Raw genomic sequence first — 26280 nt, forward strand, 5'->3', positions numbered from 1 at the left:
GACAGGCCGGCGGGGCGGTTGGGTGGGATGGCAGGCCGGCGGGGCGGTTGGGTGGGATGAACGCGACGCGACGCGGACCGGGGCGGAAGGGGGTGCGTGTCGGTGGACGGGGATAGGCTGGTTGTCGTGCACCCCTCGTCCGGCTGGACGAGGGGCCGCCGTCGTGTGTCGACTCCCCTGGAAGTGATCACATGCTCACCGGACTGTTCTCCGCCGCCCTGGCCGACCCGGGGCTGGCCAGGGCGCGTGACCTGGCGCGCTCCGGTGCCGCACAGGTCGACGGCCTCGACATCACCGCCCCGGCGGCACTGCGTCCGTTCGCGGTGGCCGCCGTCGCGGCCGATCCGGACGGCACCGGCACCGGCACCGGCACCGGCAAAGGCGGGGGTGGGGCCGGGCGACCGGTGCTGGCGGTGACCGCCACCACTCGGGAGGCCGACGACCTGGCCGCCGCGCTGGGCGGGTTGCTGCCGGCGGAGCAGATCGTGGTCTTCCCCTCCTGGGAGACGCTGCCGCACGAGCGGTTGTCCCCACGCTCGGACACCGTGGGCCGGCGGCTGGCCGTGCTGCGTCGGCTGGCGCACCCGGAGGCGACTGACGCGCATGGCGGCACCGGGCCGCTGCGAGTGGTCGTGGCCCCGATCCGTTCGCTGCTCCAACCGCAGTTGAAGGGGCTCGGTGACCTGGAGCCGGTGCAGCTCGCCGCAGGCGAGGAGGCGGACCTTGAAGAGGTCGCCCGCCGTCTGATCGACATGGCGTACGCCCGGGTCGACCTGGTCACCAAGCGCGGCGAGTTCGCGGTGCGCGGCGGGATCCTGGACGTCTTCCCGCCCACCGACGAGCACCCGTCCCGGGTCGAGTTCTGGGGCGACGAGGTGGAGGAGATCCGCACCTTCGCCGTCGCCGACCAGCGGACCATTGAGCAGGTCCCCCTGCTCTGGGCACCGCCCTGCCGGGAGTTGCTGCTCACCCCGTCGGTTCGCGAACGGGCCGCCGCGCTCGCCGAGCAGCACCCCGAGCTGGCCGAGATCCTGGACAAACTGGCCGAGGGCATCCCGGTGGAGGGGATGGAGTCGCTGGCACCGGTGCTGGTCGGCCCCGACTCGCTGGAGCTGCTGCTGGACGCCATGCCGGCCGGCACCCACGTGCTGCTCTGCGACCCGGAGCGCATCCGCACCCGGGCGCACGACCTGGTGCGTACCTCGGAGGAGTTTCTCCAGGCCAGCTGGGCTGCCGCCGCGGTCGGCGGCCAAGCCCCGGTGGACGTCGGCGCCGCCGCCTTCCGGACCCTCGGCGAGGTGCGCGCCATCGCGGGCAAGCTCGGCCAGCCGTGGTGGACGCTGTCGCCGTTCGGCCTGGTGGAGGCGGATACGGCCGAGACGCGGCAGCCCTGGGAAGATGCGCCGGAGCAGGCCGACGTCACCCCGGACGACGCCATCGCGGTGACCCTGTCCGCCCAGCCGGCCCCGCTCTACCACGGCGAAACCACGCGGTTGGTCGACGACCTCAAGCGCTGGGCCGGCGAGGGCTGGTCCATCGCGCTGGTCTTCGAGGGGCACGGCCCCGCCCAGCGGGCGGTGGAGGTGCTGCGCGACGCCGGCCTGGGCGCGCGGTTGACCGAGGAGGTGCCGACCGCGCCCGTCCCCGGCGAGCTGGTGGTCACCTGTGGCGCGCTGAGCAGCGGGTTCGTCGACGAGGCGTCCCGCTTCGTGCTGCTCACCGGCAACGACGTGACCGGTGGTCGGGGCACCTCGACGCGGGACATGCGCAAGATGCCGAGCCGGCGGCGCAACACCATCGACCCGCTGGAGCTGAAGGCCGGCGACCACGTGGTGCACGAGCAGCACGGCATCGGTCGCTACGTCGAGCTGGTGCAGCGCACCGTCAACGGCGCCAGCCGGGAATACCTGGTCATCGAGTACGCGGCCAGCAAGCGGGGCCAGCCCGGCGACCGCCTCTTCGTCCCCACCGACCAACTCGACCAGCTCTCCCGCTACGTGGGTGGTGAGCAGCCGACCCTGCACAAGATGGGCGGCTCGGACTGGCAGAAGTCCAAGGCGCGCGCCCGCAAGGCGGTTCGGGAGATCGCCGCGCAGCTCATCCAGCTCTACGCCGCCCGCAAGGCGTCCAAGGGCCACTCGTTCGGCCCGGACACCCCGTGGCAGCGGGAGCTGGAGGACGCCTTCCCCTGGCAGGAGACGCCGGACCAGCTCGCCGCGATCGACGAGGTCAAGCGGGACATGGAGCAGACCGTCCCGATGGACCGGCTGATCTGCGGTGACGTCGGCTACGGCAAGACCGAGATCGCCGTCCGGGCGGCGTTCAAGGCGGTGCAGGACGGCAAGCAGGTGGCGGTGCTGGTGCCGACCACGCTGCTGGTGCAGCAGCACTACAACACGTTCGCCGAGCGGATGAGCCAGTTCCCGGTCCAGATCCGGCAGTTGTCGCGGTTCCAGACGCCGAAGGAGACCGAGCGGACGTTGGAGATGGTCGCCGACGGCACCGTCGACATCGTCATCGGCACCCACCGGCTGTTGCAGACCGCCACCCGCTTCAAGCAGTTGGGTCTGGTGGTCGTCGACGAGGAGCAGCGCTTCGGTGTCGAGCACAAGGAGCACCTGAAGACGCTGCGCGCGTCGGTCGATGTGCTGAGCATGTCGGCGACCCCGATCCCGCGGACCCTGGAGATGGCCATCACCGGCATCCGGGAGATGTCCACCATCGCCACTCCGCCGGAGGAGCGGCACCCGGTGCTCACCTTCGTCGGCGCGCAGGACGACCGGCAGGTGGCCGCGTCCATCCACCGCGAGTTGCTCCGCGACGGGCAGGTCTTCTACCTGCACAACCGGGTCGAGTCGATCGACCGGGCGGCGCGGCGACTGCGGGAGCTGGTGCCCGGGGCGCGGGTTGCGGTGGCGCACGGCCAGATGGGCGAGGACGCCCTGGAGAAGGTCATGGTCGGCTTCTGGGAGAAGGAGTTCGACGTCCTGGTCTGCACCACGATCGTCGAGTCGGGCATCGACATCCCGAACGCCAACACGCTGATCGTGGAGCGGGCCGACCTGCTCGGCCTGGCCCAGCTGCACCAGATCCGCGGCCGGGTCGGCCGGGGTCGGGAGCGGGCGTACGCCTACTTCCTCTACCCGCCGGAGAAGCCGCTCACCGAGCACGCCCACGAGCGGCTGGCCACCATCGCCCAGCACACCGAGCTGGGTGCCGGCATGTACGTGGCGATGAAGGACCTGGAGATCCGGGGCGCCGGCAACCTGCTCGGCGGCGAGCAGTCCGGGCACATCGAGGGCGTCGGCTTCGACCTGTACGTGCGGATGGTCGGCGAGGCGGTCTCGGCGTTCAAGGGTGAGCGGCCGGAGGAAGAGGTCGACGTCAAGATTGACCTGCCGGTCGACGCGCACCTGCCGCACGACTACGTGAGCGTGGAGCGGCTGCGCCTGGAGATGTACCGCAAGCTCGCCGAGGCGCGCGACGAGGAGCGGCTGCGCGAGGTGATCGCCGAGATGACCGACCGGTACGGCGAACCGCCGGCTCCGGTGCAGAACCTGGTGGAGGTGGCCCGGTTCCGCCTGCTGGCCCGCCGGTACGGCCTGACCGACGTGTCCATGCAGGGCAAACACGTACGGTTCGGTCCGCTGCCGTTGCCGGATTCGAAGCAGTTGCGACTCAGGCGCTACCATCCGGACGCCGTCTACAAGCAGGCCACCGACCAGGTCAGCGTCCCCCGGCCGACCACCCGGCGGATCGGCGGCGAACCGCTGCGTGACCAGGTGCTGCTCCAGTGGTGCGGGCAACTGCTCTCGGATGTGCTGGGTGCCCCCGCTCCGCTCGCCGTCGCGGCCAGTTGAGGCGGCGGCCGGGTGAGGTGGGGGCCGTCACAGCACGGGAGAGGGCATGAGAGAGTGGCAGGCATGCGTGCTCGCCGTGTGATCGCCGCCGCCAGCGTCGCGGCCCTGGGTGTCCTCTCCCTCGCTGCCTGCGGCAAGTCCGCACCGAACGTCGCCGTGTACGTCGGTGACACCACCTACTCGGTGAACCAGGTCGACGCGATCTACGCCGACGTGCAGGCGAAGTACGGCGACGCGGTCCGGCGGGAGGCCGGCCAGGCGGGCGCCACGCCGTCGCCGGAGCAGTTGCGCTCCGAGGTCACCCGCCAGGACGTGGTCGACCTGCTGGTCAGCCTGGATCTGGGCAAGCGGGTGGCGGCGGCGAAGAACATCCAGGTGCCCGACGAGATCACCCCGCAGCAGCTCGAGCAGAACCTGCGGGTGCCGGCCACCACCGAGTACGCCAAGCTCTGGGGCGAGTGGATCGACCTGCTTCAGGTGCTCAACCAGCAGCTTCCGCCGGCCGAGCTGAGCGACGACTCGCTGATGGCCGTCTACAACGCTTTGAAGGACACCGGGGCGATCCAGGGCGGGATGTCGGTGACCGACGTCCGCCAGGCGTTCGGTGACGGCGGTTTCGTCCGCAGCGCCACCGCACTCAGTGCCGCACTTGAGGAAGAGGCGGGCCGGGTCGACGTCTCGATCAACCCGCGCTTCCGGGCGGTCGGGGTGCCGTCGGTGGTGAGCACCGGGCAGTCGCTGGTCTTCTACTCGCTGCCGTACATCAACAAGGCCGGTCCGGTCACTGACATCTCCACCCCGGAGCCGCTGCCGTCGAGCGACGCCCCAAACCCTGACCCGGACGCCGAGGGCACGGCCAGCTGAGCATGACGGCACGGATCGTCCTCCTGGTCACCTCGCCCCGGCTGCCCGCCGGCCTGCTGACCTCCGCAGCCTGGGACGTCGTACGCCGGCACCCGGTGTTGACCGGCGCGGAGAGCGAGTTGGTCACGGCCGTGCGTCAGGCGGGCGCCGAGGTCACTGTGGTGGACGGCCCGGCGACGCAGCCGCTGCTGGATGCGGTGGCGACGCGCGGCACGGCGGTCTGGCTGGCTGGTCCGGCGGGCGACGAGGCGCTGGCCCGGGAACTGGGTCTGCGGCTGGCCCGGCAGCCGGGTTTGGCCGAGATGGAGCTGATGTACGGCTCGTGGGATCCGCCGGGCGCCCGGTTGCTCGACGCGGTGGCCGTGCTGGACCGGCTGGCTTCGCCCGGTGGTGACCCGTGGAAGCGGGCGCAGACGCACCGCAGCCTCGCCGGTTACCTGCTGGAGGAGAGCTACGAGGCATACGACGCGATCAGCGCCGACGACACCGACGCGCTGCGCGAGGAGTTGGGCGACGTGTTGTTGCAGGTGGTGCTGCATGCGCGGCTCGCCGAGGAGTTGCCCGAGGATGAGCGGTGGACCATCGACGACGTGGCGGGCGGCCTGGTCGACAAGATGATCCGGCGCAATCCGCATGTCTTCGCCGGTGCGGAGGCGGGCACGCTGGAGGAGATCACCGAGAACTGGGAGCGGATCAAGCGCGCGGAGAAGGCTCGGAAGTCGGTGTTGGACGGCGTGGCTCTGAGTCAGCCCGCGCTGGCGCTGGCCGCGCAGATCCTGGACCGTGCCGCCCGCCGAGGGCTGGAGGTCCCGCCCCCGCGAGCCGGCACCGAGGCAGACGCTGAGGCGAGACTGGGCGCCAGTCTCCTGGCAACTGTCGCAGCAGCCCGCGAGGCGGGAATCGACCCCGAAACGGCCCTCCGCCGCACCACCCTCGCCTACGCCCAGGCCATCCGCGCGACCGAAACCCAGACCCCACCCCCAGACCCCCGTTGATCATGAAGTTATTGCCACGGCACGCCGAGGTGGATGGCAATAACTTCATGATCGACGGAACAGGTGGTGGTGCGGGGGACGGTCGGTAGGGTGGGCCGGGTGGAGGCGTTTGGGGTACTGGCTGAGCGGGTTGTCGAAGCTCTACTGGAGTCGCGGCCGGGGGTTGCTACCGCGGCGGGAGATCACCGCTACGACGACCGGCTTCCGGACCTGTCCGCCGATGCGCTGGCTGGCGATCGGGCGATGCTCTCCGACGCGGCCAACGCGCTGTCCGAGTTGGACCCGGACTCGCTCGACGTGGAGGAGCAGGTCGACCACGCGCTGCTCACCTCATTCGTGGATCGGGAGCTGTTCGAGCTGACCGAGATCCGATCGCACGAGTGGGATCCGCTGCGCCACAACCCCGGCCCCCTGCTGCACCCGCTGCTGGCCCGCCCGTACGCCCCGGCGGAGGTGCGGCTGACCCAACTGGCCGGCCGGCTCGCCGCCGTACCGGATGCTCTCGCCACCGCCCGCGCGACGCTGCGGGACATGCCGCGGATCCACGCGGAGACGGCGGTCGGGCAGTTCACCGGCGCCGCCGCGCTCATCCGCGACGAGCTGCCGGCGCTGCTCGCCCAGGCGCCGAGCCACCTCGACCGGGTGGAACCGGCGGCGACGGCGGCGATCGCCGCGCTGGAGGAGTTCGTGGCCTGGTTGCGCGTCGGCCTGGCCGCCGACGCCGGCCCTGGCCGTGACCCGCGACTGGGCCGGCGCCGGTGGGAGGCCCGACTCTGGCACACGCTCGATACCGAGCTGGGCGCCGCCGAGATTCAGCGCCGCGCCTGGGCCAACCTGGACCGGGTCACCGCGGAAATCCGCGAGGCGGCCGTCGAGCTGGTCGGCGGTCCGGCCGACGACGCGGCCGTACGCCGGGCGCTGGACGTGCTGGCCGCCGAGCACCCGAACGACGGGACCGTTGTCGAGCTGGCCGGGGTGACCCTGGACGAGGCCACCGATTTCGTCCGCGCGCACGACCTGGTCACCCTTGTCGACGACCGGTGCGTGGTCCAGGAGATGCCGGAGTTCGCCCGGGGGGTCGCGGTGGCGTACTGCGACGCGCCCGGCCCGCTGGAGACCGCGGCCGTGCCCACCTTCTACTGCATCGCGCCCACCCCTTCGGACTGGCCGGCGCAGCGGGTCGAATCGTTCTATCGCGAATACAACGATCACATGATCCGCAATCTGACGGTGCACGAGGCGATGCCGGGGCACTTCCTCCAGCTCGCCCACGCCCGCCGTTACGTCGGTGGCACCCGGGTCCGGGCACTGGCCGAGTCCGGCCCGTTCATCGAGGGCTGGGCGGTGTACGCGGAGGAACTGATGGTGGGGCTCGGCTTCGGCGGCCTGCCGGTGCGGTTGCAGCAGCTCAAGATGCAGCTACGGATGACCATCAACGCGTTGCTCGACCAGTTGGTGCACGCCGAGGACCTGCCCGAGGCCGAGGCGATGGCGTTGATGACCGGGCGCGGCTTCCAGGAGGAGGGCGAGGCTGCCGGCAAGTGGCGCCGGGCGCAGCTCACCTCGACCCAGCTCTCCACCTACTTCGTGGGGTACAGCGAGGTCGCCGAGATCGCCGCGGCCCGCCCGGACGGGGTGTCGGTCCGCGACTGGCACGACGCGATGCTCGCGCACGACTGCCCGCCACCGCGCCACCTGCGCACCCTGCTCGGCGTCTGACGCGCCGCCGGGGCCGGCCGTTGGGCCGGTCAGGAGCCGCCGGGGCGGCGGTCCACCACACCCGCGCCGGCGGGCGGGTCGAACGCGCCCGTGTCGACCGTCGCGGAGTAACTGCTCAGCGCCAGCTCCATGGGTTTGCCGTCGACCGGCCCGGTGAAGCTGCCGAGCACGCCCTCGGTGGTCACACAGGCGGTGAAGTCACCGGACGAGCTCTGCACCTCGACGCAGGCGGCGTGGTGCCCGGCGATGGTGGTGTCGCTCTGCTTGATGACCGCCTGCGGGTCGAGCGCCGCGGCGCTCAGCAGCCCGACCACCACCGGCGGCGTGACGAGGCCCTGCTGGTTGGCCTCGTCGAAGAGCGTCACGGTGGGCTTGCTGCCCGGGGTGGGTGGGGTGACCAGCGTGCATTCCGGGCGGGCGCCGGTCGTCGTACACCGGGTGATGGCCTCCGGGGTGACGGTGAGTCGCCCGCCCGGGTAGGTGTACGCGGAACGGGCCGGGTTCTGCGCCTGCACGATTGCGGCGCGCTGGCCGCCGGGGAGTTGGTAGTCGGCCGAGTAGGTCAACTCCAGCGCCCGGTCGAGCCGGGCGGTGAGGTCGTTGACGAGTTCCGAGCGACCCATGGCGACTCCGGCGTCCTCGAATGTCTGACAGCCGGTGACCGTGAGCGACGCGATGACCGACACGGCGAGCATGCGGAGGGTGGTCGAGGCGGCGGGCATGGCAACCAGCCTGGTGGATCTGGTCCGCGCAGCGCAAACCCGTTGCCGGTTGACGCCCGGAAATCCGGGAATGTCCGTCAGTGCGGGGCGACTCGGGTGCGCGGGCGACGCCGTGCCCGTTCACGCCGCCCGATACGCTGCGTTCAACACCTGCCTCAGCCGCACCGTCGCGGCCCACCCACGGACCGGATCACAACAACGAGGAGCGACTTAGTGGCAACCATCGAGGGAATCGTCGCCAGGGAGATTCTCGACTCGCGGGGCAACCCGACGGTCGAGGTCGAGGTCGGTCTGGACGACGGCACGGTGGCCCGCGCCGCCGTGCCCTCCGGCGCCTCCACCGGCGCCTTCGAGGCGGTCGAGCTGCGCGACGGTGACGCCGACCGCTACCAGGGCAAGGGCGTGGAGAAGGCGGTCTCCAACGTCGAAGACAAGATCGTCGACCAGATCATCGGGTACGAGGCCAGCGAGCAGCGGCTGATCGACCAGAAGATGATCGACATCGACGGCACCGACAGCAAGTCGGAGCTGGGCGCGAACGCCATCCTCGGGGTCTCCCTGGCGGTGGCGAAGGCCGCTGCCGGCAGCGCTGAGCTGAGCCTCTTCCGTTACCTGGGTGGCCCGAACGCGCACCTCCTGCCGGTGCCGATGATGAACATCCTCAACGGTGGCGCGCACGCAGACTCGAACGTCGACATCCAGGAGTTCATGATCGCGCCGATCGGCGCGCCCACCTTCCGCGATGCGCTGCGCTCGGGCGCGGAGGTCTACCACGCGCTCAAGTCGGTGCTGAAGAAGAAGGGCCTGTCGACCGGGCTCGGCGACGAGGGTGGCTTCGCGCCGAACCTGCCGACCAACGCGGCGGCCCTGGACCTGATCGCCGAGGCGGTCGAGAAGGCCGGTTACCGGCTCGGCACCGACATCGTGTTCGCGCTCGACGTGGCGGCCACGGAGTTCTTCGACAACGGCACCTACACCTTCGAGGGTGCCGCGAAGTCCGCCGAGGAGATGAGCACCTACTACACCAAGTTGGCCGACGAATACCCGATCGTGTCGATCGAGGACCCGCTGGCGGAGGACGACTGGAGCGGCTGGCAGACGCTGACCGCCTCGATCGGCGACCGGGTGCAGATCGTCGGTGACGACCTGTTCGTCACCAACCCGCAGCGCATCGCCCGCGGTATCGCGGAGAAGGCGGCGAACGCGGTTCTGGTCAAGGTCAACCAGATCGGCTCGCTGACCGAGACCCTGGATGCGGTGGACCTGGCCCACCGGGCCGGCTTCAAGTGCATGATGAGCCACCGCTCCGGCGAGACCGAGGACACCACCATCGCCGACCTGGCGGTGGCCACCGGCTGTGGCCAGATCAAGACCGGCGCGCCGGCCCGCTCGGACCGCGTCGCCAAGTACAACCAGCTGCTCCGGATCGAGGAGGAGCTGGCCGACGCGGCGCGCTACGCCGGCGCCGGCGCGTTCCCACGCTACCGTTCGGCCTAAGAGGTCGTCAGGAAGCCCCGCAGCGGCTACGGCGGACCCCGCCTCGCCCGTTCCGGGGCTTCCCGACAACCTCCCTAACGCGCGAAGCCTCGGGGGAGGGGTGACGATGCAGCAGCGCCGCACACCGGGTGGTCAGCGTCCCGCCCGCCGGCCGGGTCAGTCCGGTCGGCCGGGTGGCGGCCGGGCCACCCGAGGATCGGTCCGGGAGGCCGGCGTACGCGCCGAGCCGCGCGGCGCCGCTGGTCGGGCGCCGGGCGCGGCCCGGGGCGCCGAGGGCGTTCGCTCCGCGAATCGTCCGGCCGCCGCTCGGCGTACCGCCGCCGGTGGTGCCGTCAAGCGGCTCGCCGCACCCCACCCCCGTCGCTTCACCGGCCGGGCCACGGTGCTGTTGGCGGTCCTGATCGCGCTCGCCCTGGCCTACACCTATCCGGTCCGCGTCTATCTGGACCAGCAGGCCGACATCGAGCGGATGGAAGCGGCCCAGGCGGTGCAGGAGGCGGAGATCGCCAAGCTCGCCGCCGAGGCTGCCAACTGGAAAGACGACGAATACATCAAGACGCAGGCTCGGGAGCGGTTCTTCATGGGCCGGCCGGGCGAGAAGATGATGGTGGTGCTGCACGACCCGGAGGGCGCTGCTCGAGACGCCGGGAAGTCGGCCGGTTCGGCCGCCCCGACCGCGCCGGTGACCTGGTACGACACGCTCTGGTCGAGCGTGCAGGCGGCGGACAGCCAGCAGCCGGGCAAGTGAACCACCGACCAGCGCACCAGGAGAGATGGGCACCGTGACTGTCGTACCACCGTCTGAGCCGGCGGCGGATTCCGTACCCCTGCCGCAGCGGGAGCCAGCCACCGAGGCCGACCTGGCCGCGGTGGCCGCGCAGCTCGGCCGTCCGCCCCGTGGCACCCGGGCGGTTGCCCATCGATGCCCGTGCGGCCTTCCGGACGCGGTGGAGACAACTCCCCGCCTCGCCGACGGCACACCGTTCCCGACGCTCTACTACCTGACCTGCCCCCGGGCCACCGCGGCGTGCAGCCGGCTGGAGTCGGCGGGGCTGATGAAAAACATGGCGGGCCGGCTGACGACGGATCCCGAGTTGGCCGCCCACTACCGTGCCGCGCACGAGGACTACCTCGCCCGTCGGGAGGCCATCGGCGACGTGCCGGAGATCGCCGGCATCTCGGCCGGCGGCATGCCGGGCCGGGTGAAGTGCCTGCACGTGCACCTGGGGCACGCGCTGGGCGCCGGCCCGGGGGTCAACCCGTTCGGCGACGAGACGTTGGCGCTGATCGAGCCCTGGTGGACGGCTGGCCCGTGCGTGGACGTGCCGGCGGCCGAATGAGCGCGCAGGCAGGGTCCTCCGCACCCGAGAGTCAGATCCTGGTGCGGCGGGCCCGCACCGGGGATGTGCGGGGCATCCGGCGGCTGGTCGACACCTACACCGACGATCGGCGGCTGCTGAGCAAGGCCACCGTCACCCTCTACGAGCAGGTGCAGGAGTTCCGGGTGGCGGTCCGGCCCGAGGACGGGGTCGTGGTGGGCTGCGGTGCGCTGCACGTGATGTGGGAGGACCTGGCCGAGATCCGTACGGTCGCGGTGGATCCGTTTTGCCGGGGCCGGCGGATCGGGCACCGGCTGGTCGGCGAGCTGATCGACGCTGCCCGGGAGTTGGGCGTCGCGCGGATCTTCGTGCTCACCTTCGAGACGCAGTTCTTCGGCGCGTTCGGCTTTCGGGAGATCGACGGCGCACCGGTGCCGCAACCGGTGTACGAGCAGCTGCTGCGCTCGTACGACGAGGGCGTTGCGGAGTTTCTGGACCTGGAGCGGGTCAAGCCGAACACGTTGGGCAACACCCGGATGTTGCTGCGCCTGTAGTCAGGACCGCCGGGGTGCGGGGCGAAGAACTCCCACCTCAGGCCAGCTGTGGCCCTTGTCGGGAATGGTGTAGACGCTGGCCTCGCTGCCGTCCGGCATCACCTGACCGTGCTCGGCGCGGAGTTGCTGGGTGTCGGTCGTCCTGTTGAGGTGATGCCCCTGAGTCATTTTGATGCCTGGTAGTCATCACGCTCAACAGGGCGACCGGCCCGCCAGGCCGGCTGCCGCCTGCTCGGCCCACCAGACCGGCGCCGCCGGTGGGCTGTCGTAGGGTTGCGGGGTGACGACGCGTGTGGCGGCCATCGACTGCGGAACCAACTCGATCCGACTGCTGGTCGCCGACCTGCCCGAGGAGTCGGCCGGGCCGCAGGCGCCGCTGGTCGACCTGACCCGGCGGATGGAGATCGTCCGGCTGGGGCAGGGCGTGGACCGCACCGGCCGACTGGCGCCGGAGGCGATCGAACGGACCCGGGTGGCGTTGGCGTCGTACGCCGCCGACATCGAGAAGCTGGGTGCGCAGCGGGTGCGGATGTGCGCCACCTCGGCCTCCCGGGACGCCGCCAACGCCGCCGACTTCACCGAGATGGTGCAGGCCACCCTCGGTGTGGCGCCCGAGGTGGTCAGCGGCGACGAGGAGGCCCGGCTGTCGTTCACCGGCGCGGTACGCGGGCTGCCCGCCGACGCGAAGGAGCCGTTCCTGGTCGTCGACATCGGTGGCGGTTCCACCGAGTTCGTGGTCGGTGACCGGGCCGCCGGGGTGCGATCGGCGATCTCGGTGGACATCGGCTGCGTCCGGATGACCGAGCGGCACCTGCCCGGCGACCCGCCGACGCCCGAGCAGGTCGTCGCGGCGCAGGCCGACATCGCGGCTGCGGTGGACCGCGCGCTCGCCGTGGTGCCCGGCCGCGAGGCGGCCACCCTGGTCGGTCTCGCCGGGTCGGTCACCACCGTGGTCGCCATCGCGCAGGGCCTGCGGGAGTACGACCCGGAGCGCATCCACCACACCCGGGTGTCATACGAGGCGGTCGCCCAGGTGACCGAGGATCTGCTGGGTCAGACCCGTGAACAGCGGTTGGCGACCCCGGTGATGCACCCGGGCCGGGCCGACGTGATCGGCGCGGGCGCGCTGGTGCTTCGCGTGATCATGGAGCGGGCCGGGATGCCGTCGGTGGTCGCCTCGGAGCATGACATCCTCGACGGCATCGCCTGGAGCCTGCAGCCAGCCACGCGCTAGCGGGCTCGATCAACTCGCCTTCCTTGACATCGGGGTGTCCGGGTAGCGGGGATGCCCCGACTTCCTGAAAACCGAGTCGATCTCGTCCGGCCCCGGCCCGGCCGGGCTTCGCTTCAGTCCGTCGTCGTCAGGTCAGGCCGGTGCTGCCGGATCCATTCCTCGACGTCGGTGTGCCGCCAGATCTGGCCCATCCGCAACACCTGATATGGGCCGGGAAATCGCGCCGGGACGCAACTACGGAAGCTCGGGCGCGGGAAACCCCGCCGAGCATGTCTCGTATTTCAGCGATCCCAACGAACTCGCCCATGGGTTGACGGTAGGTACCGTCGATTGTTCGACGACCGATAACAGCGATCGAATCCGAATCCCGCCCCGTCCCCGGCCGACATGTTCGCCAGGTTCGTGGGCTGGACCGCCAGGGGGCCTGCTCGCGATTCGATCGGCTCGGAACGCCTGAAAGGGCCCTTGCCGGGCGAGTGATCCGAGCAACTTCCCGGATGCTGCGCCCTGCGGCGCGCAGGAGACAGCAACATCCCTGATGTTGCGCCGATCTTTCTCGTTGATCTGGCCGCACGCCAAGATCGCGCTCGATCATGGAAACAGTGGCATCCTCCAACGCCGAGGCCACTAAATCCTTGATTGAGCACGATCAAGTGGCGTCTGCCCCGCGCCCCGCGCGTCTGCCCCGCGCCCCGCGCGTCTGCCCCGCGCCCCGCGCGTCTGCCCCGCGCCCCGCGCGTCTGCCCCGCGCCCCGCGCGTCTGCCCCGCGCCCCGCGCGTCTGCCCCGCGCCCCGCGCGTCCGCCCCGCGCCCCGCGCGTCCGCCCCGCGCCCGGCGCTCGCCCGGCGTGTCGGGCGCCTTCGTTGACACTACTCTGTATTGCGCAGTAGTGTGTTATGCGTGGACACCACGCAGTTACTGAAGGGCGTGCTCGATATGGCCGTCCTGGCCGTGCTCCGAGAGGAGGACGGCTACGGTTACGACATCCTGCGCCGGCTTCGCGAGGCCGGCCTGGAGGAGGTCGGCGACGCGTCGGTCTACGGGACGCTGCGCCGCCTCTTTGCCGCCGGCCTGCTCACCACCTACGTCGTGCCGAGCGAATCCGGGCCGCACCGTAAGTACTACGCACTGAATGCCGCGGGGCGTGACCAGTTGACCCGCTCCGGCAAGCTCTGGCGCTCGTTCGCCTCAACCATGGACAGTCTGCTCGACGATCGGGGGATGGCGGCATGACCGTCGCGGAGCAGGAGATCACCGACTATGTGACGCGGGTCCGGGCCGCTCTGGCCGACCTGCCGACCACGCAACGCGACGAGCTGACCGAGGATCTCGCCGACCACCTCACCGAGGTTGCCGCCGAGGCCGAGGGCACTCTCGTCGAGCGGCTGGGCGAGCCTGAGACGTACGCCGCCGAGCTGCGCGCCGCGGCCGGCGCCGCCCCGGGCGGTGGGCGCAACCTCGACCAGCGGGTCGCGACCGCGGTGGTCCGGGTCCGTAACCGGCTGCGCGCGATCGACATGCGGTTCGGCCCACCCCTGGGGTACGAGACGGCCAGCGACTTCCTCCGGTTGCTGCGCCCGGGTTGGTGGGTGCTGCGCGGCTATCTGGCGGCGATGCTGGTCACGATGATGAGCACCGGCGGGAGCTACGGTCTGCTGCCCCGGTTCGGTGGAGAGTTGCTCGCCGGCATGGTCATGCTCGTCGCTTTCGTGCTCGCCTCGATCTGGATCGGCCGCCGCTCCGGGCAGTTGGCCCGCTGGCCGCGTTGGGCGCTGCACGCCGGCAGTTTCGTGCTGGTGGTCTTCGCGCTCGCCGCGCTGGGCCACGCAGAGGACCGGCTCGACCGCGACTACTACTACGACCAGACCTCGGTCGACAGTCAGTACAGCCAGATCCGGGACGTCTTCGTGTACGACAGTGAGGGTCGGCTGGTGGAGAACGCCCGGCTCTTCGATCAGAACGGCAATCCGATCCGCCTGGGCTACCCGGACTGCGGAGGCCGCCTCGACGAGTACAGCAATCCGCTGCTGCGGCCGTACCCGTACTGCCCGGGCCAGGCGCCCTTCGGGCCCCGCGCCCCGGGCGCGCCCCTTCCACCCGCACCGCCCACCGCCGTGCCGGACCCGGGCAGCACGCCGGCCCCGAGCACCACACCCGGTCCGACCGGAACGCCGACGCCGGCCGGGACGGCCACCGGCCAGCCCACGGCAGGCCAAACCGCGACGCCGAGCGACGCACCGACCCCAACCCCGACGAGCTGAACCACGATGTGAATTGGATCATGTGCATGAAGCTGGGAAATAACTGAACGGACGAGGCGAGCGGGACGGCACCGGAAATCAATGATCGTTACGGTGTCGTCTGCTCATCAACCCCTCGGAAGGAATCCTTGTGTCAGAGCAGGTCGCACCGCCCCCCGCGCCCGACGCCGCACCATCCCAGCCGGCCGTCGAGACGCCGCAAGCGGCCGAGCCGCAGCCGACCGCGCCCGAGGCGGCCGAGCCGGAGGCGAAGAAGTCCGGTGCAAAGAAGGCCCTCGGCATCGTTGGCGCGATCCTCGCAATCGTCGTCGTCGCCGGTCTGAAGTTCGGCATCGCCTCGGCGATCGGCGACTACTTCAACAAGGACGAGACCGCTGCCGCCAAGACCGGTGACTGCATCGCCGAGCTGCCCGAGATCCGCGGCACCGAGCAGGAGAAGGTCGACGGCGCCAAGGTCGTCGAGTGCACCTCCACCGACGCGGCGTACACCGTGGTCGGTCGGCTGGATGACCAGACCGAGGCCCAGGCCAAGGCCGACACCACCTGCAACCAGTACTTCAAGGAGAACGAAGAGGGCTACATCTTCTCCAGCATCGAGCCGGGCAAGACGGGCTATGTGCTCTGCCTGACCAAGAAGGCCTGACCGGGGCGGTAGATCAGCATCGACGGCGGCGGGCGCGAACCCCGCCGCCGTCGACGTACCCGGAGTCAACGGCGGCCGAACAGGAGGTGAATGCCACTGTTGCGGCGTCTTCCCGGCGGCGGGCGCGGCATGGCAGGCTACCGGCACGTAGGACCACTGGGCGACCAGCCAACGATGACTGACCGCTAGGAGGACAGCCCATGGGCGAGATGGTGAGCTACCGCAGCAACGGGGGCACGAGCGAGGGGTATCTCGCGATACCCGCCAGCGGCATGGCCAGCCCCGCAGTCATCGTCATCCAGGAGTGGTGGGGCCTGGTTCCGCACATCCGGTCGGTGGCGGACCGGTTCGCCGAGGCCGGCTTCGTCGCACTCGCCCCGGACTTCTACCACGGTGAGACGACCAGCGAGCCGGACGAGGCACAGCGGCTGCTGATGGCGATGCGGATGGACGAGGCGGCGAAGGACATCGCCGGCGCGGCCGACTATCTCGCGGGGCGGCCGGAGGTCACCGGCAAGGTCGGTGCCGTGGGCTTCTGCGCCGGTGGCAGCCTGGCCCTCTGGTCGGCCACCATCTCCGAGCGGATCGTCGCCACCGCCGGCTTCTATCCCGTGTTGCCCTGGGAGTCGATGCGCCCCGACTGGGTCGACTACGCCGGCAAGGCCGCGGTCATCCACTGCTCCGAAGAGGACGGCACCTCGGCCGCCGAGGGCGTACAAACCGCCCGCCGGGCCATCGAGGAGGCCGGCGGTGACTGCCACCTCTACGACTACCCGGACACCTCGCACGCCTTCTTCAACGACGACCGGCCGGAGGCGTTCGACCAGCGCGCCGCCGCCAGCGCCTGGGCCCGCACCCTGGAACTCTTCCGGGCCAAGCTTGGCTGAGTCCCGTACCCCCGAGCAGGTGGTCGCCCGCGCAGCGCGGGCGACCGACCTGGCCGACCTCGACGTGGCGGTGAGCGACTGTTTTGCCTGCCCTCGCCTGGTCAAATGGCGGGAGGAGGTTGCCCGCACCCGCCGGGCCGCCTTCCGCGACCAGGAGTACTGGGGCCGGCCGGTGCCGGGCTTCGGCACCGGCGACGCGCGGATCGCCATCCTCGGGCTGGCGCCCGCCGCACACGGTGGTAACCGCACCGGCCGGATCTTCACCGGTGACCGGTCGGGCGACGTGCTGTTCGCCGCGCTGCACCGGGCCGGGCTGGCCAACCAGCCGACCAGCGTCGCCGCCGACGATGGCCTCGCGCTGCGGGACATCCGGATCTTCTCCGCCGTCAGGTGTGCGCCTCCGGACAACAAACCGACGCCGCAGGAGCGGGACAATTGCGCACCCTGGTTGCACCGTGAGGTCACGCTGATCCGGCCCACGCTGCGGGTCGTGGTCGCGCTGGGCGCATTCGCCTGGGCCGCGTGGTGGCCCGTGCTCCGTCAGGTGTACGGGCAGCGCCCGCCCAGCCCGCGACCGGCGTTCGGTCATGGGGCACACTGGTCCGGCACGGGCGCTCCGGACTTGCTGGGCTGCTACCACGTCAGCCAGCAGAACACCTTCACCGGGCGGCTGACACCAGGAATGCTGGACGACGTCTTTGGCCAGGCTAAACAGCTGGCCGGAGTGGACTGAGACACGCGTGGGGTGGTGGCGATGACAGACGGAACACGCCCGCCCACGCCGTCCCCGGCAGCCGAGACGGGGGTGCTGCGCCCGGCGCTCGGCCTGCTCCGCCGGTGGTGGCCGGTGGGCGCGGTCGCCGCACTACTCGCCGGTGCCGCGCTGGCGTCGGCCCACTCGTCGATCGGGGCCAGCCGGATCCCACCCGCTGCGGACAACGTTCCCTGGGTGCCCGAGTACCCGACCGTCGAGCCGTCGCCGTCCATCCCGATCGAGCCGCGCGACGCCGGCGAAGCCACCCAGGCGCACATTCCGCAGTGGATCGCCACCGTGGCGATGGTTCTGCTCGGGCTGGCCATCCTCGCCGCTCTCGGTTACCTCACCTGGGTTCTGATCCGGGGCGCGCTGCGTCGCACCACCCGGGCGCTGCCAGCGCAGCGGGCCCGGCGTACCGCCGAGGGCACCGCCCGTGAGGTGGTCGCCGCCCTGGATGCGGGCCTGGTGGAGCTCGACGACCGGGACACCGACCCCCGGGTGGCGGTGATCGCCTGCTGGGTGCGACTGGAAGAGGCCGCCGCCGCTGCCGGTGTTCCACGGCTCACCGGAGACACGCCCACCGACCTGGTCAGCCGGCTGCTACGCGGTGACCCGGCGGCCGGGGTGCCGGCGATCGTCAGCGCCGACGTGCTGGCCGAGTTCGCGCACGTCTACCGGGAGGCCCGGTATGCCACCCGCCCGGTGGTCGAGGGCACCCGCGAGCAGGCCCGCGCGGCGCTGCGCCGGCTGCGCGGAGAGCTGACCGCGGTGGTGACCCCATGAGCAGCAGCACCAGCATCGACGACCTGCTCGCGTTCGAGGAGGAGGAGGCGCCGGCAGGCCCACCGGCGCGCGGTTCCCGGTGGGGCCCCCTGCTGCGTTTGCTCGCGTGGGCCGCAGGGGTGGTCGCGGTGCTGCTCGTCGGCCTCCGCGCGGTCGGCCTCCAGGTCTCGCTGCCCGTGCTGATCGCCGGGGTGCTCGCCGTCCTGGCGGTCCGCCGGATCACCGCAATGCTCGCGCCGCCACCCCCGCCGCCGGGTCGCCGGGTCGGGAAGGGCGAGGAGGACGGCAGCTACAACTGGGGCGCCCGGGACGCGCTGCGTGGCGCGATCAATCGTTGGGAACGGCCGCTGGACTGGTCCAACACCCGACTCGAACGATTCACCGAGGTGGTCCTGCCCCGGATCGGTGAACTGGCCGACGAGCGGATGCGCCTGAAGCACGGCGTCACCCGTGAGTCGGATCCGGCCCGCGCCCGTGTCCTGCTGGGTGCCCGGCTGTGGACGTTCCTGGCGACCCCGCCTCGCCGCACCCCGTCGCCGCGCGACCTCGCGGTGATCGTCGCCGAACTGGAGAAGATCTGATGAACGACGTGGACCGGAGCATTGCCCCCGCCGAGGTCGGCCACCTGGCTCGGGCGGTCCTGGACGCGGTCGGCACCGTCGTGGTCGGCAAGCGGGACGCGTTGGAGTTGGTCCTCGCCGGCATCCTCGCGGGCGGGCACGTGCTTCTTGAGGACCTGCCCGGGCTGGGCAAGACGCTCACCGCACGCTCGTTCGCCCAGGCGCTCGGGTTGGATTTCCGCCGGTTGCAGTTCACCCCCGACCTGCTCCCCGCCGACGTCACCGGGTCGTTCCTCTACGACCAGCGCAACGGCGACTTCACCTTCCGGGCCGGCCCGGTCTTCACTAACCTGCTCCTCGCCGACGAGATCAACCGGACGCCGCCAAAGACCCAGTCCGCGCTGCTGGAGGCGATGCAGGAGAAGCAGGTTTCGGTGGAGGGGGTGACCTACAAGCTGGACGAGCCGTTCCACGTGCTGGCCACCGCCAACCCCATCGAGTACGAGGGCACCTACCCGCTGCCCGAGGCGCAGCTGGACCGGTTCCTCCTGCGAGTCTCCTTCGGTTACCCGCAGCACGAAGAGGAGTGGGAGGTGCTGCGCCGTCGGATGAGCCGCCGCCGCGAGGAGGCGGACATCAAGGCGGTGGTCGACGCGGCCACGCTGCGGGCCATGCAGGCCGCCCTGGAGGACGTGGTGGTGGAGGACTCCATCGGTCGCTACATCGTGTCCCTCACCGCAGCCACCCGCGAGCACCCGTCGGTGCTGGTCGGAGCCTCGCCTCGTGGTTCGCTGGCGCTGCTGTTGCTGGCCCGGGTCCGCGCGGTGTTCGGCGGACGGGACTACGTGGTGCCCGAGGACGTCAAGGAGGTGGCGGCGCCCGCCCTGGCCCACCGGATCACCCTGCGCCCGGAGATGTGGTTGCGCCGGGTCGATCCGGCGTTCGTGGTCGGCGAGGTGCTGGAGGCGACCCCCGCCCCGGCCAGCGGCGCGCTGCCCAGCTACGCCGCCGGCGGGCCCCGGCGCTGATGACCGGACCGACCGTGCCGCAAGCCACCGACCCGGAACCGGCTGCCGGCTGGGCACCCACCCCGGCGCTCGGCCGGGCGGTGCTGCTGGCCGGCCTGCTGCTGGTGGCCGGGGTGCTGCTGGGGCGGGTCGACCTGATCGTGCTGGCCGCCCCGTTCGCGCTGGGCACCGCGTACGCGCTGCGTCGTCGACCCACGACGCTGCCGCAGGTGTGGATCACCCCAGGTGAGGGCGGGTCGCTGGTCGAGGGCAGCGACGTGACGGCGGCGGTGAGCGTCGGCAACCCGGACGCGATCGACTATGACCTCGTCGTGCTGCGTTCCCGCGTGTCGCCGTGGCTGCGGATCGACCGGGCCGGCTTCGCCGGGGACGAGGTCGTCGGCGACGCCCCACCGTCCGCTTCGACGTCGACCGGTGGAGAGGCACCGGCCAGCGGCACGGGCCGGTCCGTCGCCGACCGGCCGTTCGTGACATCGGTGCCGACCGGAACGGCTGTGGACCTGGAACTGGCCGGCCGTGCCCTGCGCTGGGGCCGGCACCCGGTCGGCCCGGCCGGCGCCCGGGTTGCCACGGCAGGCGGCCTGCTGGTCTCCCGGGCGGTGATCACCGAGCCGGTCCGGGTGCGGGTCTACCCGCGTACCGAGCCGTTCGAGGCGGTGGAGGCGATGCCCCGCGCCGCCGGCCTCGTCGGGGCGCACCACTCCCGCCGGCCCGGTGAGGGCGGCGAGCTGGCCGGCGTACGGATCTTCGGGCCGGGGGACCGGCTGCGCCGCATCGACTGGCGGGTGTCGTTGCGCGCCCGGCAGCTGCACGTGGCGGCCACCCTCTCCGACCGTGACGCGGAGGTGGTGGTGCTGCTCGACGTGCTCGCCGAGGCGGGCCGCTCCGGCGGGGTCGGCGGCGCCGCCTCGGTGCTGGACACCACCGTTCGAGCCACCGCCGCGATCGCCGAGCACTATCTGCACCGCGGCGACCGGGTCTCCCTGCTGGAGTACGGGCCGGCAGCCCGCCGGCTGCGTCCGGCCGCCGGTCGTCGGCAGTACCTGACCGTCCTGGAGTGGCTGCTCGACGTCTCCGTCCATTCGTCCTCGCACGAGCCGTACGACCAGGTGTTCGGCCCGCAACTGCTCTCCTCGGACGCGCTGGTGGTGGTGCTCACCCCGTTGCTGGACGAACGGTCGGCGCAGATGCTCGCCCGGCTGGCCCGCGCCGGGCGGTTCGTGGTGGCGGTCGACACGTTGCCGACCGACCTGGCGTTGCCCAAGGATCGGGGCTGGGCCGAGGTGGCGTACCGGCTGTGGCGCTTGGATCGCGAGGTCATGATCGGGCAGCTCCGGGAGCACGGCGTACCCGTGGTGCCCTGGGCCGGCGCCGGCAGTCTGGATCAGGTGCTGCGGGACGTGGCCCGGTTGGCGACGGCCCCTCGGGTGGGTGGTCGGTGAGCGCGAGGAGTGAGCTTGCGCGCCGCGCAGTCGCGAGCGAGGGCAGGCACAGATGATCGACGCCGTCACTGGGCGGGTTCGGGCGGCCCAGAACGCTGTCGCCCGCATCAGCGCCGTCCCGCTCCTGGTTCGGGCCGGGATCTTCGTGACCGTGTTTGCCGGGTTCGCCCTGGCGTTCCCCGCCGAGGTGCTTCCCGGCCGGCCGGTCCTCTTTCTGGCGGTGGCGGCGCTGCTGCCCGCTTTTGGTCCGCGCCGGATCTGGGCGACCTTCACGGCGTTGGTCACGGTCGGTGGCTGGCTGCTCGCCACCGACGGGTACGGCCGCCCGGTCGCCCTCTGGCGGCTGCTCGCCCTCGCCGCCCTGCTCTATCTGGCGCACACGCTCTGCGCGCTGGCCGCGCTGTTGCCCTACGACGCCGTGGTGGACCCCGAGTTGATCACCCGGTGGTTGTCGCGGTCGGCCGCTGTCCTGCTGAGCACCGCCGTGCTGGGGGTGCTGTTGTTGCAGGCCGCCGGTATGGGCGGGGAGGCCGGATATCAGTGGGTGACAGTGCTGGGGCTGCTGGTGGCTGTGGGGACGGCAGCGTTGCTGGGCTGGCTGCTGCGGCGGCCGTGACCGCTGCGATTTGAGGGTTGCGCAGGTCACAGGGGTTGTGCTCCGTCACAGATGGGGGGCGCGAGCGGGATTACCTGAGCAAGCCGGGGAAAGATAGATGACGTGAATCCGAAGCGGATCCTTGTGGTTGGTGCCGGGCATGTCGGTCTGTACGCCGCCCTGCGCCTGTCGAAGAAGCTCAGCTCCCGTGAGGCTGAGGTCATGGTGGTGGACCCCCAGCCGCACATGACCTATCAGCCGTTCCTGCCGGAGGCGGCGGCAGGCAACATCTCCCCGCGGCACGCCGTGGTGCCTCTGCGGCAGGAGTTGCGCCGGTGCAAGATGGTGGCCGGCACGGTCACGCGGATCGAGCACGACCGCAAGGTCGCCACCGTGCAGCCGATCAGCGGCCCGGCCCGGGAGATCACGTACGACCACGTGATCGTGGCCCCGGGCGCGGTGTCCCGCACCCTGCCGATTCCCGGCCTGCACGAGCGGGGCATCGGGTTCAAGACCATCGGTGAGGCGATCTACCTGCGCAACCACGTGCTGGACCGCCTCGACGTGGCTGCCGCCACGCCGGATGAGGACGTCCGCCGTTCGGCGCTGACCTTCACCTTCGTCGGCGGTGGGTACGCCGGCATCGAGGCGCTCGCCGAGATGGAGGACATGGCTCGCCACGCCCTGCGCTACTACCCCGAGCTCAACCAGGACGAGCTTCGTTGGGTGCTGGTCGAGGCCACCCAACGGGTGCTGCCCGAGGTCGACCGGGACATGGGCGCCTACACCGTCCAGCAGTTGCTGAAGCGGAAAATGGACGTCCGGCTGGACACCCGGCTCGAGTCCTGCGTCAACGGGGTGGTCAAGCTCTCCGACGGTGACAGCTTCCGGTCCGACACGATCGTGTGGACGGCTGGCGTGAAGCCCTCGCCGATGCTGGACGCGACCGACTTCCCGCGCGACGACCGTCGACGGATCACCTGCCTGCCCACTCTCCAGGTGGTCGACGGCGACCAGGTGGTCGAGGGCGCGTGGAGCGCCGGCGACTGCGCCGCCGTGCCGGACCTCACCAAGGAGCCGGGCAACTTCTGCTCGCCGAGCGCGCAGCACGCGGTGCGTCAGGCCGCCCGGATGGCCGACAACATCACGGCCGTGATCCGGGGCCGCGAGCCGGTCAACTACAAGCACAAGCACTCCGGCAGCGTCGCGAGCCTCGGCCTGCACAAGGGCGTCGCCCAGGTGTACGGGATCAAGATGACCGGCTGGCCGGCCTGGTTCATGCACCGGACGTACCACATGAGCCGGATCCCGTCGTTCAACCGCAAGGTCCGCGTGGTGGTGGACTGGTCGTTGGCGTTCTTCCTCAAGCGTGAGGTCGTCGCCCTGGGCCAGCTGCACGACCCCCGCGAAGAGTTCGTCGAGGCCTCCCAACCAGTAGGTGCCCCCCGCGTCTGACCGGCCTCCGCCTCGCCGATCTTGCACTTTCGGACGCCGTTAGGCACTTTTATGGTGCGTCCTGTCCGGGCAGTAAGTGCAAGATCGGCGGCGTTAGACCCGCCAGGTCCAGGCGTCGGCTATTCGGGTCGCTGGGCCGTAGAGCTGCTCCAGGGTGGCGCGCAGGCTTTCGGCGTGTGGGGCGTCGTCGGTCAGCGCCACGCAGGAGGCGCCCCAGAAGTCGGCGTCCCTCGCGGCCTGACGGCGTTGCTCGTCGCCGATGGCCGGTTGGTCGCCGCGCCGGGCGACGTCCGCCAGCAGAGCGGAGGTGGGCTGCTTGAAGGTGCCCATCGCGGCGGTGCCGCCGCGCCCGTACGGGCCGATGAAGAACCCTTCGGGCAGACCGAAACTGGCGTCGGCAGCGGTCGCCCAGCGCATCGGCCAGGGTTCCTTGGGTGTGGGCAGCGGCACCGGAACCAGCACCCCGCCGGGGCGTACGCACTGCCGCCAGTGGCCGCCGGTGATGAATTCCGGCACGGCGGGCCGTTCGGCGGTCGGCAGCGGGCTCGGGAAGATCGGCAGGAGCGCCACGCCGACGGCCAGCGGCACCAGCCGCCGCGCCCGACCGGTGCTGCGCAGAGCCCGGTCGACCGCCAGCACCAGCAGCGTCGCGACGATCGGCAGCAACGCCAGCGCGAACCGCATCGGCAACGCGCCGTCCACCACGGGTAGCCCGCCGATCAGGGCGTACGGGCCGGGAAGCGCTGTCCTGGTGCCGTCGAGCACCACCTCCGGGCCGAGCGAGAGCGTACCCATCACCAGGCCCGCCACGACGCAGGCGAAGACCAGCCGGCGTCGCCCGGCCCAGATCGCGCAGGCCACGGTGACCAGCAGCAGGGGCCAGCCGAGGAAGGTGTTGTACTCGGCCGGGCCGGTGGTCAGCCGGGCGGATTCGCCGCTGCCGGCCAGCGACAGCGGGGAGACCGTCCACCAACTGGTCAGGTCGGCTGAGAAGTAGGCGGGGGTGAACATCCCGTCGGAGACCCCCTGCGGCCCGGCGAACTGGAACCACAGCGGGTAGCCGAGCACCAGCAGGGCGAGCCCGGCGGCGACAGCCAGCCCACCGGCGAAGCCGGGCAGCGACCGGCGGGCCAGGTCCCGGTCCACCACGGCATAGCTGAACGCCATCACCAGCAGCGTGACGGCGGCGAGGAAGAGCACCTCCTCGCCGATGAAGACCTGCGCGGTGACCGCCGCGGCCAGCCCCGCCGCGGAGGTGAACATCCGCCGACGATCCGGTCCGGCGGGCCGGGTGCGGCCGGTTCCGTCGGGTGTCGCCGACCCCGGGTCCGACGCGCGCAGCAGTCGGACCACCAGCCAGACGATCATCGGCACCAGCCACTGGGCGGTCATGTGCAGGTGGCTGTTGGTCTGCGAGACCATGCCAGGGCCGAACCCGCACAGTCCTCCGCCGAGCGCGGCGGCGAGCCGGCGGGCGCGCAGCGTCCGGTGGAACAGCAGGTACCAGGCGAGGGCGGTGCCGGCGAGGTTGGCGCCGGCGAGCAGCGCGAAGGTGACCGGCGCGCCCAGCAGCAGGGTGACCGGCGCGAAGACGACGCCGAGCGCGATCACCGTGGTGTTGGCCATCAGGTTGACGCCGTCGGGGGCGTTGAGCCGGTTGGTGAGCAGGTCGAAGTCGCCGAGCAGCGCGCGGGCGTCGACCGCCAGGAACCACTCGTAGAGTGTCTGGTCCTCCGGGTTGAGCGCCAGGATGCGGCCGGCCGGGTCGGGCCACAGCCCGTGGGTGAGCCAGCCGGCCAGCACCGCGAAGAGCAGAGCGGCCAGCAGGTCCGCCCGGTGGCGGCGGACGGCGGCCAGCAGTCGGGCGGCCCGAGGCCGACGGTTGACCCGATCGACGAGGCGGAAGGCCTGCTCAGGGGCGGCGTCGGGGGCCGTGGGGGCTGCACTGCTCACGACATCGACCCTAATGTGGCGAGCCCGGCGGGGTACGTCGGGTCGCCGCAGACCGGCTACGGTGACACTGCACCGTGCGTGTCGGCGCGCCGGTGCCACCCGCCCGGGTGGTGGAAAGGCAGACACGGCCGCCTTAAAAGCGGCTGCCGCAAGGCGTGCGGGTTCGACCCCCGCCCCGGGCACACGTCGGCCTGCGCACATTCTCATCCGTGATCACCAGGACTTGGCTGCGCCGTTTACTCTTGGACGGCACGTTCACGTGCAAACGACCCCCTGAGGGAGGCCAGACAGTGAAGACCTCGAACCCGGTGCTCGCCCGGCTCGGCCAGGCGGCCGAGCGGGAGCGCTCCGCCGGGTACGCCCCGGCCGGTCCGTACGGACAGCCCGGCATTCCCCAGCAGTACCCGTCCCAGGCCGGTTACCCGGCCGCGCCGCCCACCGTGGCGCCGATGACTGTCGACGACGTCGTCGTCAAGACCGTCGCCCTCCTCGGCATCCTCGGCATCACCGCCGCGGCCGCCTGGGTGCTCGTGCCCGACGCGCTGGTCGGTACCGCCTGGATCGGCGCGGCGGTGGTCGGCCTGGTCCTCGGCTTGATCATCTCGTTCTCCCGGATGGCCAACCCGGCGCTCGTCATCGCGTACGCGGTCGTCGAGGGCGTCTTCGTCGGCATGGTCAGCAAGGCGTTCGAGACGCGCTACGACGGCATCGTGCTCCAGGCCGCCGCAGCCAGCTTCGGCATCTTCTTCCTGATGGCGATGCTCTACCGGGCGAAGGTCATCCGGGCCACCCCGGCTTTCGTCAAGGGCATGATCGCGGTGATGGTCGGCCTCTTCGCCGTCATGATGATCAACCTGGTGCTGGCGCTGTTCGGCGTCAACACGGGCCTGCGCGACGGGAGCAAGCTGGCCATTGGCTTCAGCCTGGTCTGCATCGTGGTCGCCTCGCTGAGCTTCGTGCTCAGTTTCAAGGAGATCGAGGACGGCGTCCGGATGGGCCTGCCGCAGCGCTACTCCTGGGTGGCTGCGTTCGGCATCCTGGTCAGCCTGGTCTGGCTCTACATCGAGATCCTGCGCCTGCTGAGCTACTTCCAGGGCGACGACTGACGCGTCCGCGCAGCTGACCGGCGCCCGCTTCCGCTCTCGCGGGGCG

General features: G+C 71.4%; 24 protein-coding genes and 1 tRNA gene. 22 read left to right on the top strand and 3 right to left on the bottom strand.

From position 1 onward, the window contains the following. Positions 1 to 191: 191 nt before the first annotated feature. From mfd to OG811_RS15165, 4 genes are all read left to right on the top strand, one after another. Positions 192 to 3860 (top strand): transcription-repair coupling factor, encoded by a 3669-nt coding sequence (gene mfd / locus OG811_RS15150; RefSeq protein WP_406075039.1) that lies wholly within the window; start codon positions 192 to 194, stop codon positions 3858 to 3860. 63 nt (positions 3861 to 3923) lie between these two features. Continuing rightward, complete coding sequence (locus tag OG811_RS15155; RefSeq protein WP_406075040.1) at positions 3924 to 4724, top strand: hypothetical protein; 801 nt, start codon at positions 3924 to 3926, stop codon at positions 4722 to 4724. Between the two features lie 2 nt (positions 4725 to 4726). After that, positions 4727 to 5719 carry a nucleoside triphosphate pyrophosphohydrolase gene (locus OG811_RS15160; RefSeq protein ID WP_406075042.1) on the top strand — a complete coding sequence of 331 codons (993 nt, stop codon included), beginning with the start codon at positions 4727 to 4729 and terminating at the stop codon, positions 5717 to 5719. A gap of 99 nt (positions 5720 to 5818) precedes the next feature. Next, on the top strand, positions 5819 to 7438 hold the full coding sequence (locus tag OG811_RS15165) for a DUF885 domain-containing protein (RefSeq protein ID WP_406075044.1): 1620 nt from the start codon (positions 5819 to 5821) through the stop codon (positions 7436 to 7438). Positions 7439 to 7467: 29 nt separating this feature from the next. Here the strand turns inward: OG811_RS15165 and OG811_RS15170 are convergent, their stop codons facing one another. Beyond that, a complete protein-coding gene (locus OG811_RS15170; protein WP_406075045.1) occupies positions 7468 to 8160 on the bottom strand; it encodes a hypothetical protein in 693 nt (230 codons plus the stop codon). Positions 8161 to 8373: 213 nt separating this feature from the next. Here OG811_RS15170 and eno point away from each other — a divergent pair, with 213 nt between their 5' ends. From eno to OG811_RS15190, 4 genes are all read left to right on the top strand, one after another. Then, positions 8374 to 9657, top strand: a complete 1284-nt coding sequence (eno, locus tag OG811_RS15175) for a phosphopyruvate hydratase (protein ID WP_406075047.1) — start codon at positions 8374 to 8376, stop codon at positions 9655 to 9657. 106 nt (positions 9658 to 9763) lie between these two features. Further along, a complete protein-coding gene (locus tag OG811_RS15180; protein WP_406075048.1) occupies positions 9764 to 10405 on the top strand; it encodes a septum formation initiator family protein in 642 nt (213 codons plus the stop codon). Between the two features lie 34 nt (positions 10406 to 10439). Next, positions 10440 to 10997: a DUF501 domain-containing protein gene (locus tag OG811_RS15185; RefSeq protein WP_406075050.1), complete on the top strand. Its 558-nt coding sequence runs from the start codon at positions 10440 to 10442 to the stop codon at positions 10995 to 10997. Then, on the top strand, positions 10994 to 11530 hold the full coding sequence (locus OG811_RS15190) for an amino-acid N-acetyltransferase (protein WP_406075051.1): 537 nt from the start codon (positions 10994 to 10996) through the stop codon (positions 11528 to 11530). Before OG811_RS15185 ends, OG811_RS15190 begins: the two co-directional genes overlap by 4 nt. On the opposite strand, the gene OG811_RS15195 is transcribed toward OG811_RS15190, so the two are convergent. Next, on the bottom strand, positions 11531 to 11698 hold the full coding sequence (locus tag OG811_RS15195; RefSeq protein ID WP_406075053.1) for a hypothetical protein: 168 nt from the start codon (positions 11696 to 11698) through the stop codon (positions 11531 to 11533). It abuts the gene before it with no gap. 124 nt (positions 11699 to 11822) lie between these two features. On the opposite strand from OG811_RS15195, the gene OG811_RS15200 reads away from it, so the two are divergent. The 12 genes from OG811_RS15200 (at position 11823) to OG811_RS15255 (ending at position 23175) form a co-directional block, all read left to right on the top strand. Continuing rightward, positions 11823 to 12764 carry an exopolyphosphatase gene (locus OG811_RS15200; RefSeq protein WP_406075745.1) on the top strand — a complete coding sequence of 314 codons (942 nt, stop codon included), beginning with the start codon at positions 11823 to 11825 and terminating at the stop codon, positions 12762 to 12764. A 900-nt stretch (positions 12765 to 13664) separates the two neighbouring features. Next, a complete protein-coding gene (locus OG811_RS15205; protein ID WP_406075054.1) occupies positions 13665 to 13997 on the top strand; it encodes a PadR family transcriptional regulator in 333 nt (110 codons plus the stop codon). Next, positions 13994 to 15025 (top strand): HAAS signaling domain-containing protein, encoded by a 1032-nt coding sequence (locus tag OG811_RS15210; RefSeq protein WP_406075056.1) that lies wholly within the window; start codon positions 13994 to 13996, stop codon positions 15023 to 15025. The genes OG811_RS15205 and OG811_RS15210 overlap by 4 nt, the downstream gene beginning before the upstream one ends. Before the next feature lie 130 nt (positions 15026 to 15155). Further along, positions 15156 to 15668: a hypothetical protein gene (locus tag OG811_RS15215; RefSeq protein ID WP_406075057.1), complete on the top strand. Its 513-nt coding sequence runs from the start codon at positions 15156 to 15158 to the stop codon at positions 15666 to 15668. 200 nt (positions 15669 to 15868) lie between these two features. Beyond that, complete coding sequence (locus OG811_RS15220) at positions 15869 to 16555, top strand: dienelactone hydrolase family protein (protein ID WP_406075058.1); 687 nt, start codon at positions 15869 to 15871, stop codon at positions 16553 to 16555. After that, positions 16548 to 17288 carry a uracil-DNA glycosylase gene (locus OG811_RS15225; RefSeq protein WP_406075060.1) on the top strand — a complete coding sequence of 247 codons (741 nt, stop codon included), beginning with the start codon at positions 16548 to 16550 and terminating at the stop codon, positions 17286 to 17288. Before OG811_RS15220 ends, OG811_RS15225 begins: the two co-directional genes overlap by 8 nt. 21 nt (positions 17289 to 17309) lie before the next feature. Next, the gene (locus tag OG811_RS15230; protein ID WP_406075061.1) at positions 17310 to 18095 is read left to right on the top strand and encodes a DUF4129 domain-containing protein; all 786 of its coding nucleotides are present in this window, start codon (positions 17310 to 17312) and stop codon (positions 18093 to 18095) included. Then, the gene (locus OG811_RS15235; RefSeq protein WP_406075062.1) at positions 18092 to 18676 is read left to right on the top strand and encodes a hypothetical protein; all 585 of its coding nucleotides are present in this window, start codon (positions 18092 to 18094) and stop codon (positions 18674 to 18676) included. Before OG811_RS15230 ends, OG811_RS15235 begins: the two co-directional genes overlap by 4 nt. Continuing rightward, positions 18676 to 19683 carry an AAA family ATPase gene (locus tag OG811_RS15240; protein WP_406075063.1) on the top strand — a complete coding sequence of 336 codons (1008 nt, stop codon included), beginning with the start codon at positions 18676 to 18678 and terminating at the stop codon, positions 19681 to 19683. Before OG811_RS15235 ends, OG811_RS15240 begins: the two co-directional genes overlap by 1 nt. Further along, positions 19683 to 21125 carry a DUF58 domain-containing protein gene (locus tag OG811_RS15245; protein WP_406075064.1) on the top strand — a complete coding sequence of 481 codons (1443 nt, stop codon included), beginning with the start codon at positions 19683 to 19685 and terminating at the stop codon, positions 21123 to 21125. Before OG811_RS15240 ends, OG811_RS15245 begins: the two co-directional genes overlap by 1 nt. 55 nt (positions 21126 to 21180) lie before the next feature. Continuing rightward, positions 21181 to 21741 (top strand): hypothetical protein, encoded by a 561-nt coding sequence (locus OG811_RS15250; protein WP_406075746.1) that lies wholly within the window; start codon positions 21181 to 21183, stop codon positions 21739 to 21741. Positions 21742 to 21843: 102 nt separating this feature from the next. Then, positions 21844 to 23175 carry an NAD(P)/FAD-dependent oxidoreductase gene (locus OG811_RS15255; RefSeq protein ID WP_406075065.1) on the top strand — a complete coding sequence of 444 codons (1332 nt, stop codon included), beginning with the start codon at positions 21844 to 21846 and terminating at the stop codon, positions 23173 to 23175. A gap of 93 nt (positions 23176 to 23268) precedes the next feature. Here the strand turns inward: OG811_RS15255 and OG811_RS15260 are convergent, their stop codons facing one another. Then, on the bottom strand, positions 23269 to 25128 hold the full coding sequence (locus tag OG811_RS15260; protein WP_406075067.1) for a hypothetical protein: 1860 nt from the start codon (positions 25126 to 25128) through the stop codon (positions 23269 to 23271). Between the two features lie 101 nt (positions 25129 to 25229). On the opposite strand from OG811_RS15260, the gene OG811_RS15265 reads away from it, so the two are divergent. Next, positions 25230 to 25310 (top strand) — tRNA-Leu (locus OG811_RS15265). A gap of 108 nt (positions 25311 to 25418) precedes the next feature. Beyond that, the gene (locus OG811_RS15270; RefSeq protein WP_406075069.1) at positions 25419 to 26234 is read left to right on the top strand and encodes a Bax inhibitor-1/YccA family protein; all 816 of its coding nucleotides are present in this window, start codon (positions 25419 to 25421) and stop codon (positions 26232 to 26234) included. The last annotated feature ends 46 nt before the right edge of the window (positions 26235 to 26280 follow it).

Origin of the sequence: Micromonospora sp. NBC_01638 (assembly GCF_045209745.1) — a bacterium.
Taxonomy (GTDB): Bacteria; Actinomycetota; Actinomycetes; order Mycobacteriales; family Micromonosporaceae; genus Micromonospora.

Excerpts from the sequence above, each read along its gene's own strand:
- OG811_RS15245 (WP_406075064.1), top strand. The coding sequence starts at position 19,683 with ATGACCGGACCGACCGTGCCGCAAGCCACCGACCCGGAACCGGCTGCC.
- OG811_RS15195 (WP_406075053.1), bottom strand. The coding sequence starts at position 11,698 with ATGACTCAGGGGCATCACCTCAACAGGACGACCGACACCCAGCAACTC.
- OG811_RS15230 (WP_406075061.1), top strand. The coding sequence starts at position 17,310 with ATGACAGACGGAACACGCCCGCCCACGCCGTCCCCGGCAGCCGAGACG.
- OG811_RS15170 (WP_406075045.1), bottom strand. The coding sequence starts at position 8,160 with ATGCCCGCCGCCTCGACCACCCTCCGCATGCTCGCCGTGTCGGTCATC.
- OG811_RS15210 (WP_406075056.1), top strand. The coding sequence starts at position 13,994 with ATGACCGTCGCGGAGCAGGAGATCACCGACTATGTGACGCGGGTCCGG.
- OG811_RS15180 (WP_406075048.1), top strand. The coding sequence starts at position 9,764 with ATGCAGCAGCGCCGCACACCGGGTGGTCAGCGTCCCGCCCGCCGGCCG.
- OG811_RS15190 (WP_406075051.1), top strand. The coding sequence starts at position 10,994 with ATGAGCGCGCAGGCAGGGTCCTCCGCACCCGAGAGTCAGATCCTGGTG.
- OG811_RS15235 (WP_406075062.1), top strand. The coding sequence starts at position 18,092 with ATGAGCAGCAGCACCAGCATCGACGACCTGCTCGCGTTCGAGGAGGAG.
- OG811_RS15160 (WP_406075042.1), top strand. The coding sequence starts at position 4,727 with ATGACGGCACGGATCGTCCTCCTGGTCACCTCGCCCCGGCTGCCCGCC.
- OG811_RS15220 (WP_406075058.1), top strand. The coding sequence starts at position 15,869 with ATGGGCGAGATGGTGAGCTACCGCAGCAACGGGGGCACGAGCGAGGGG.
- mfd (WP_406075039.1), top strand. The coding sequence starts at position 192 with ATGCTCACCGGACTGTTCTCCGCCGCCCTGGCCGACCCGGGGCTGGCC.
- OG811_RS15155 (WP_406075040.1), top strand. The coding sequence starts at position 3,924 with ATGCGTGCTCGCCGTGTGATCGCCGCCGCCAGCGTCGCGGCCCTGGGT.
- OG811_RS15240 (WP_406075063.1), top strand. The coding sequence starts at position 18,676 with ATGAACGACGTGGACCGGAGCATTGCCCCCGCCGAGGTCGGCCACCTG.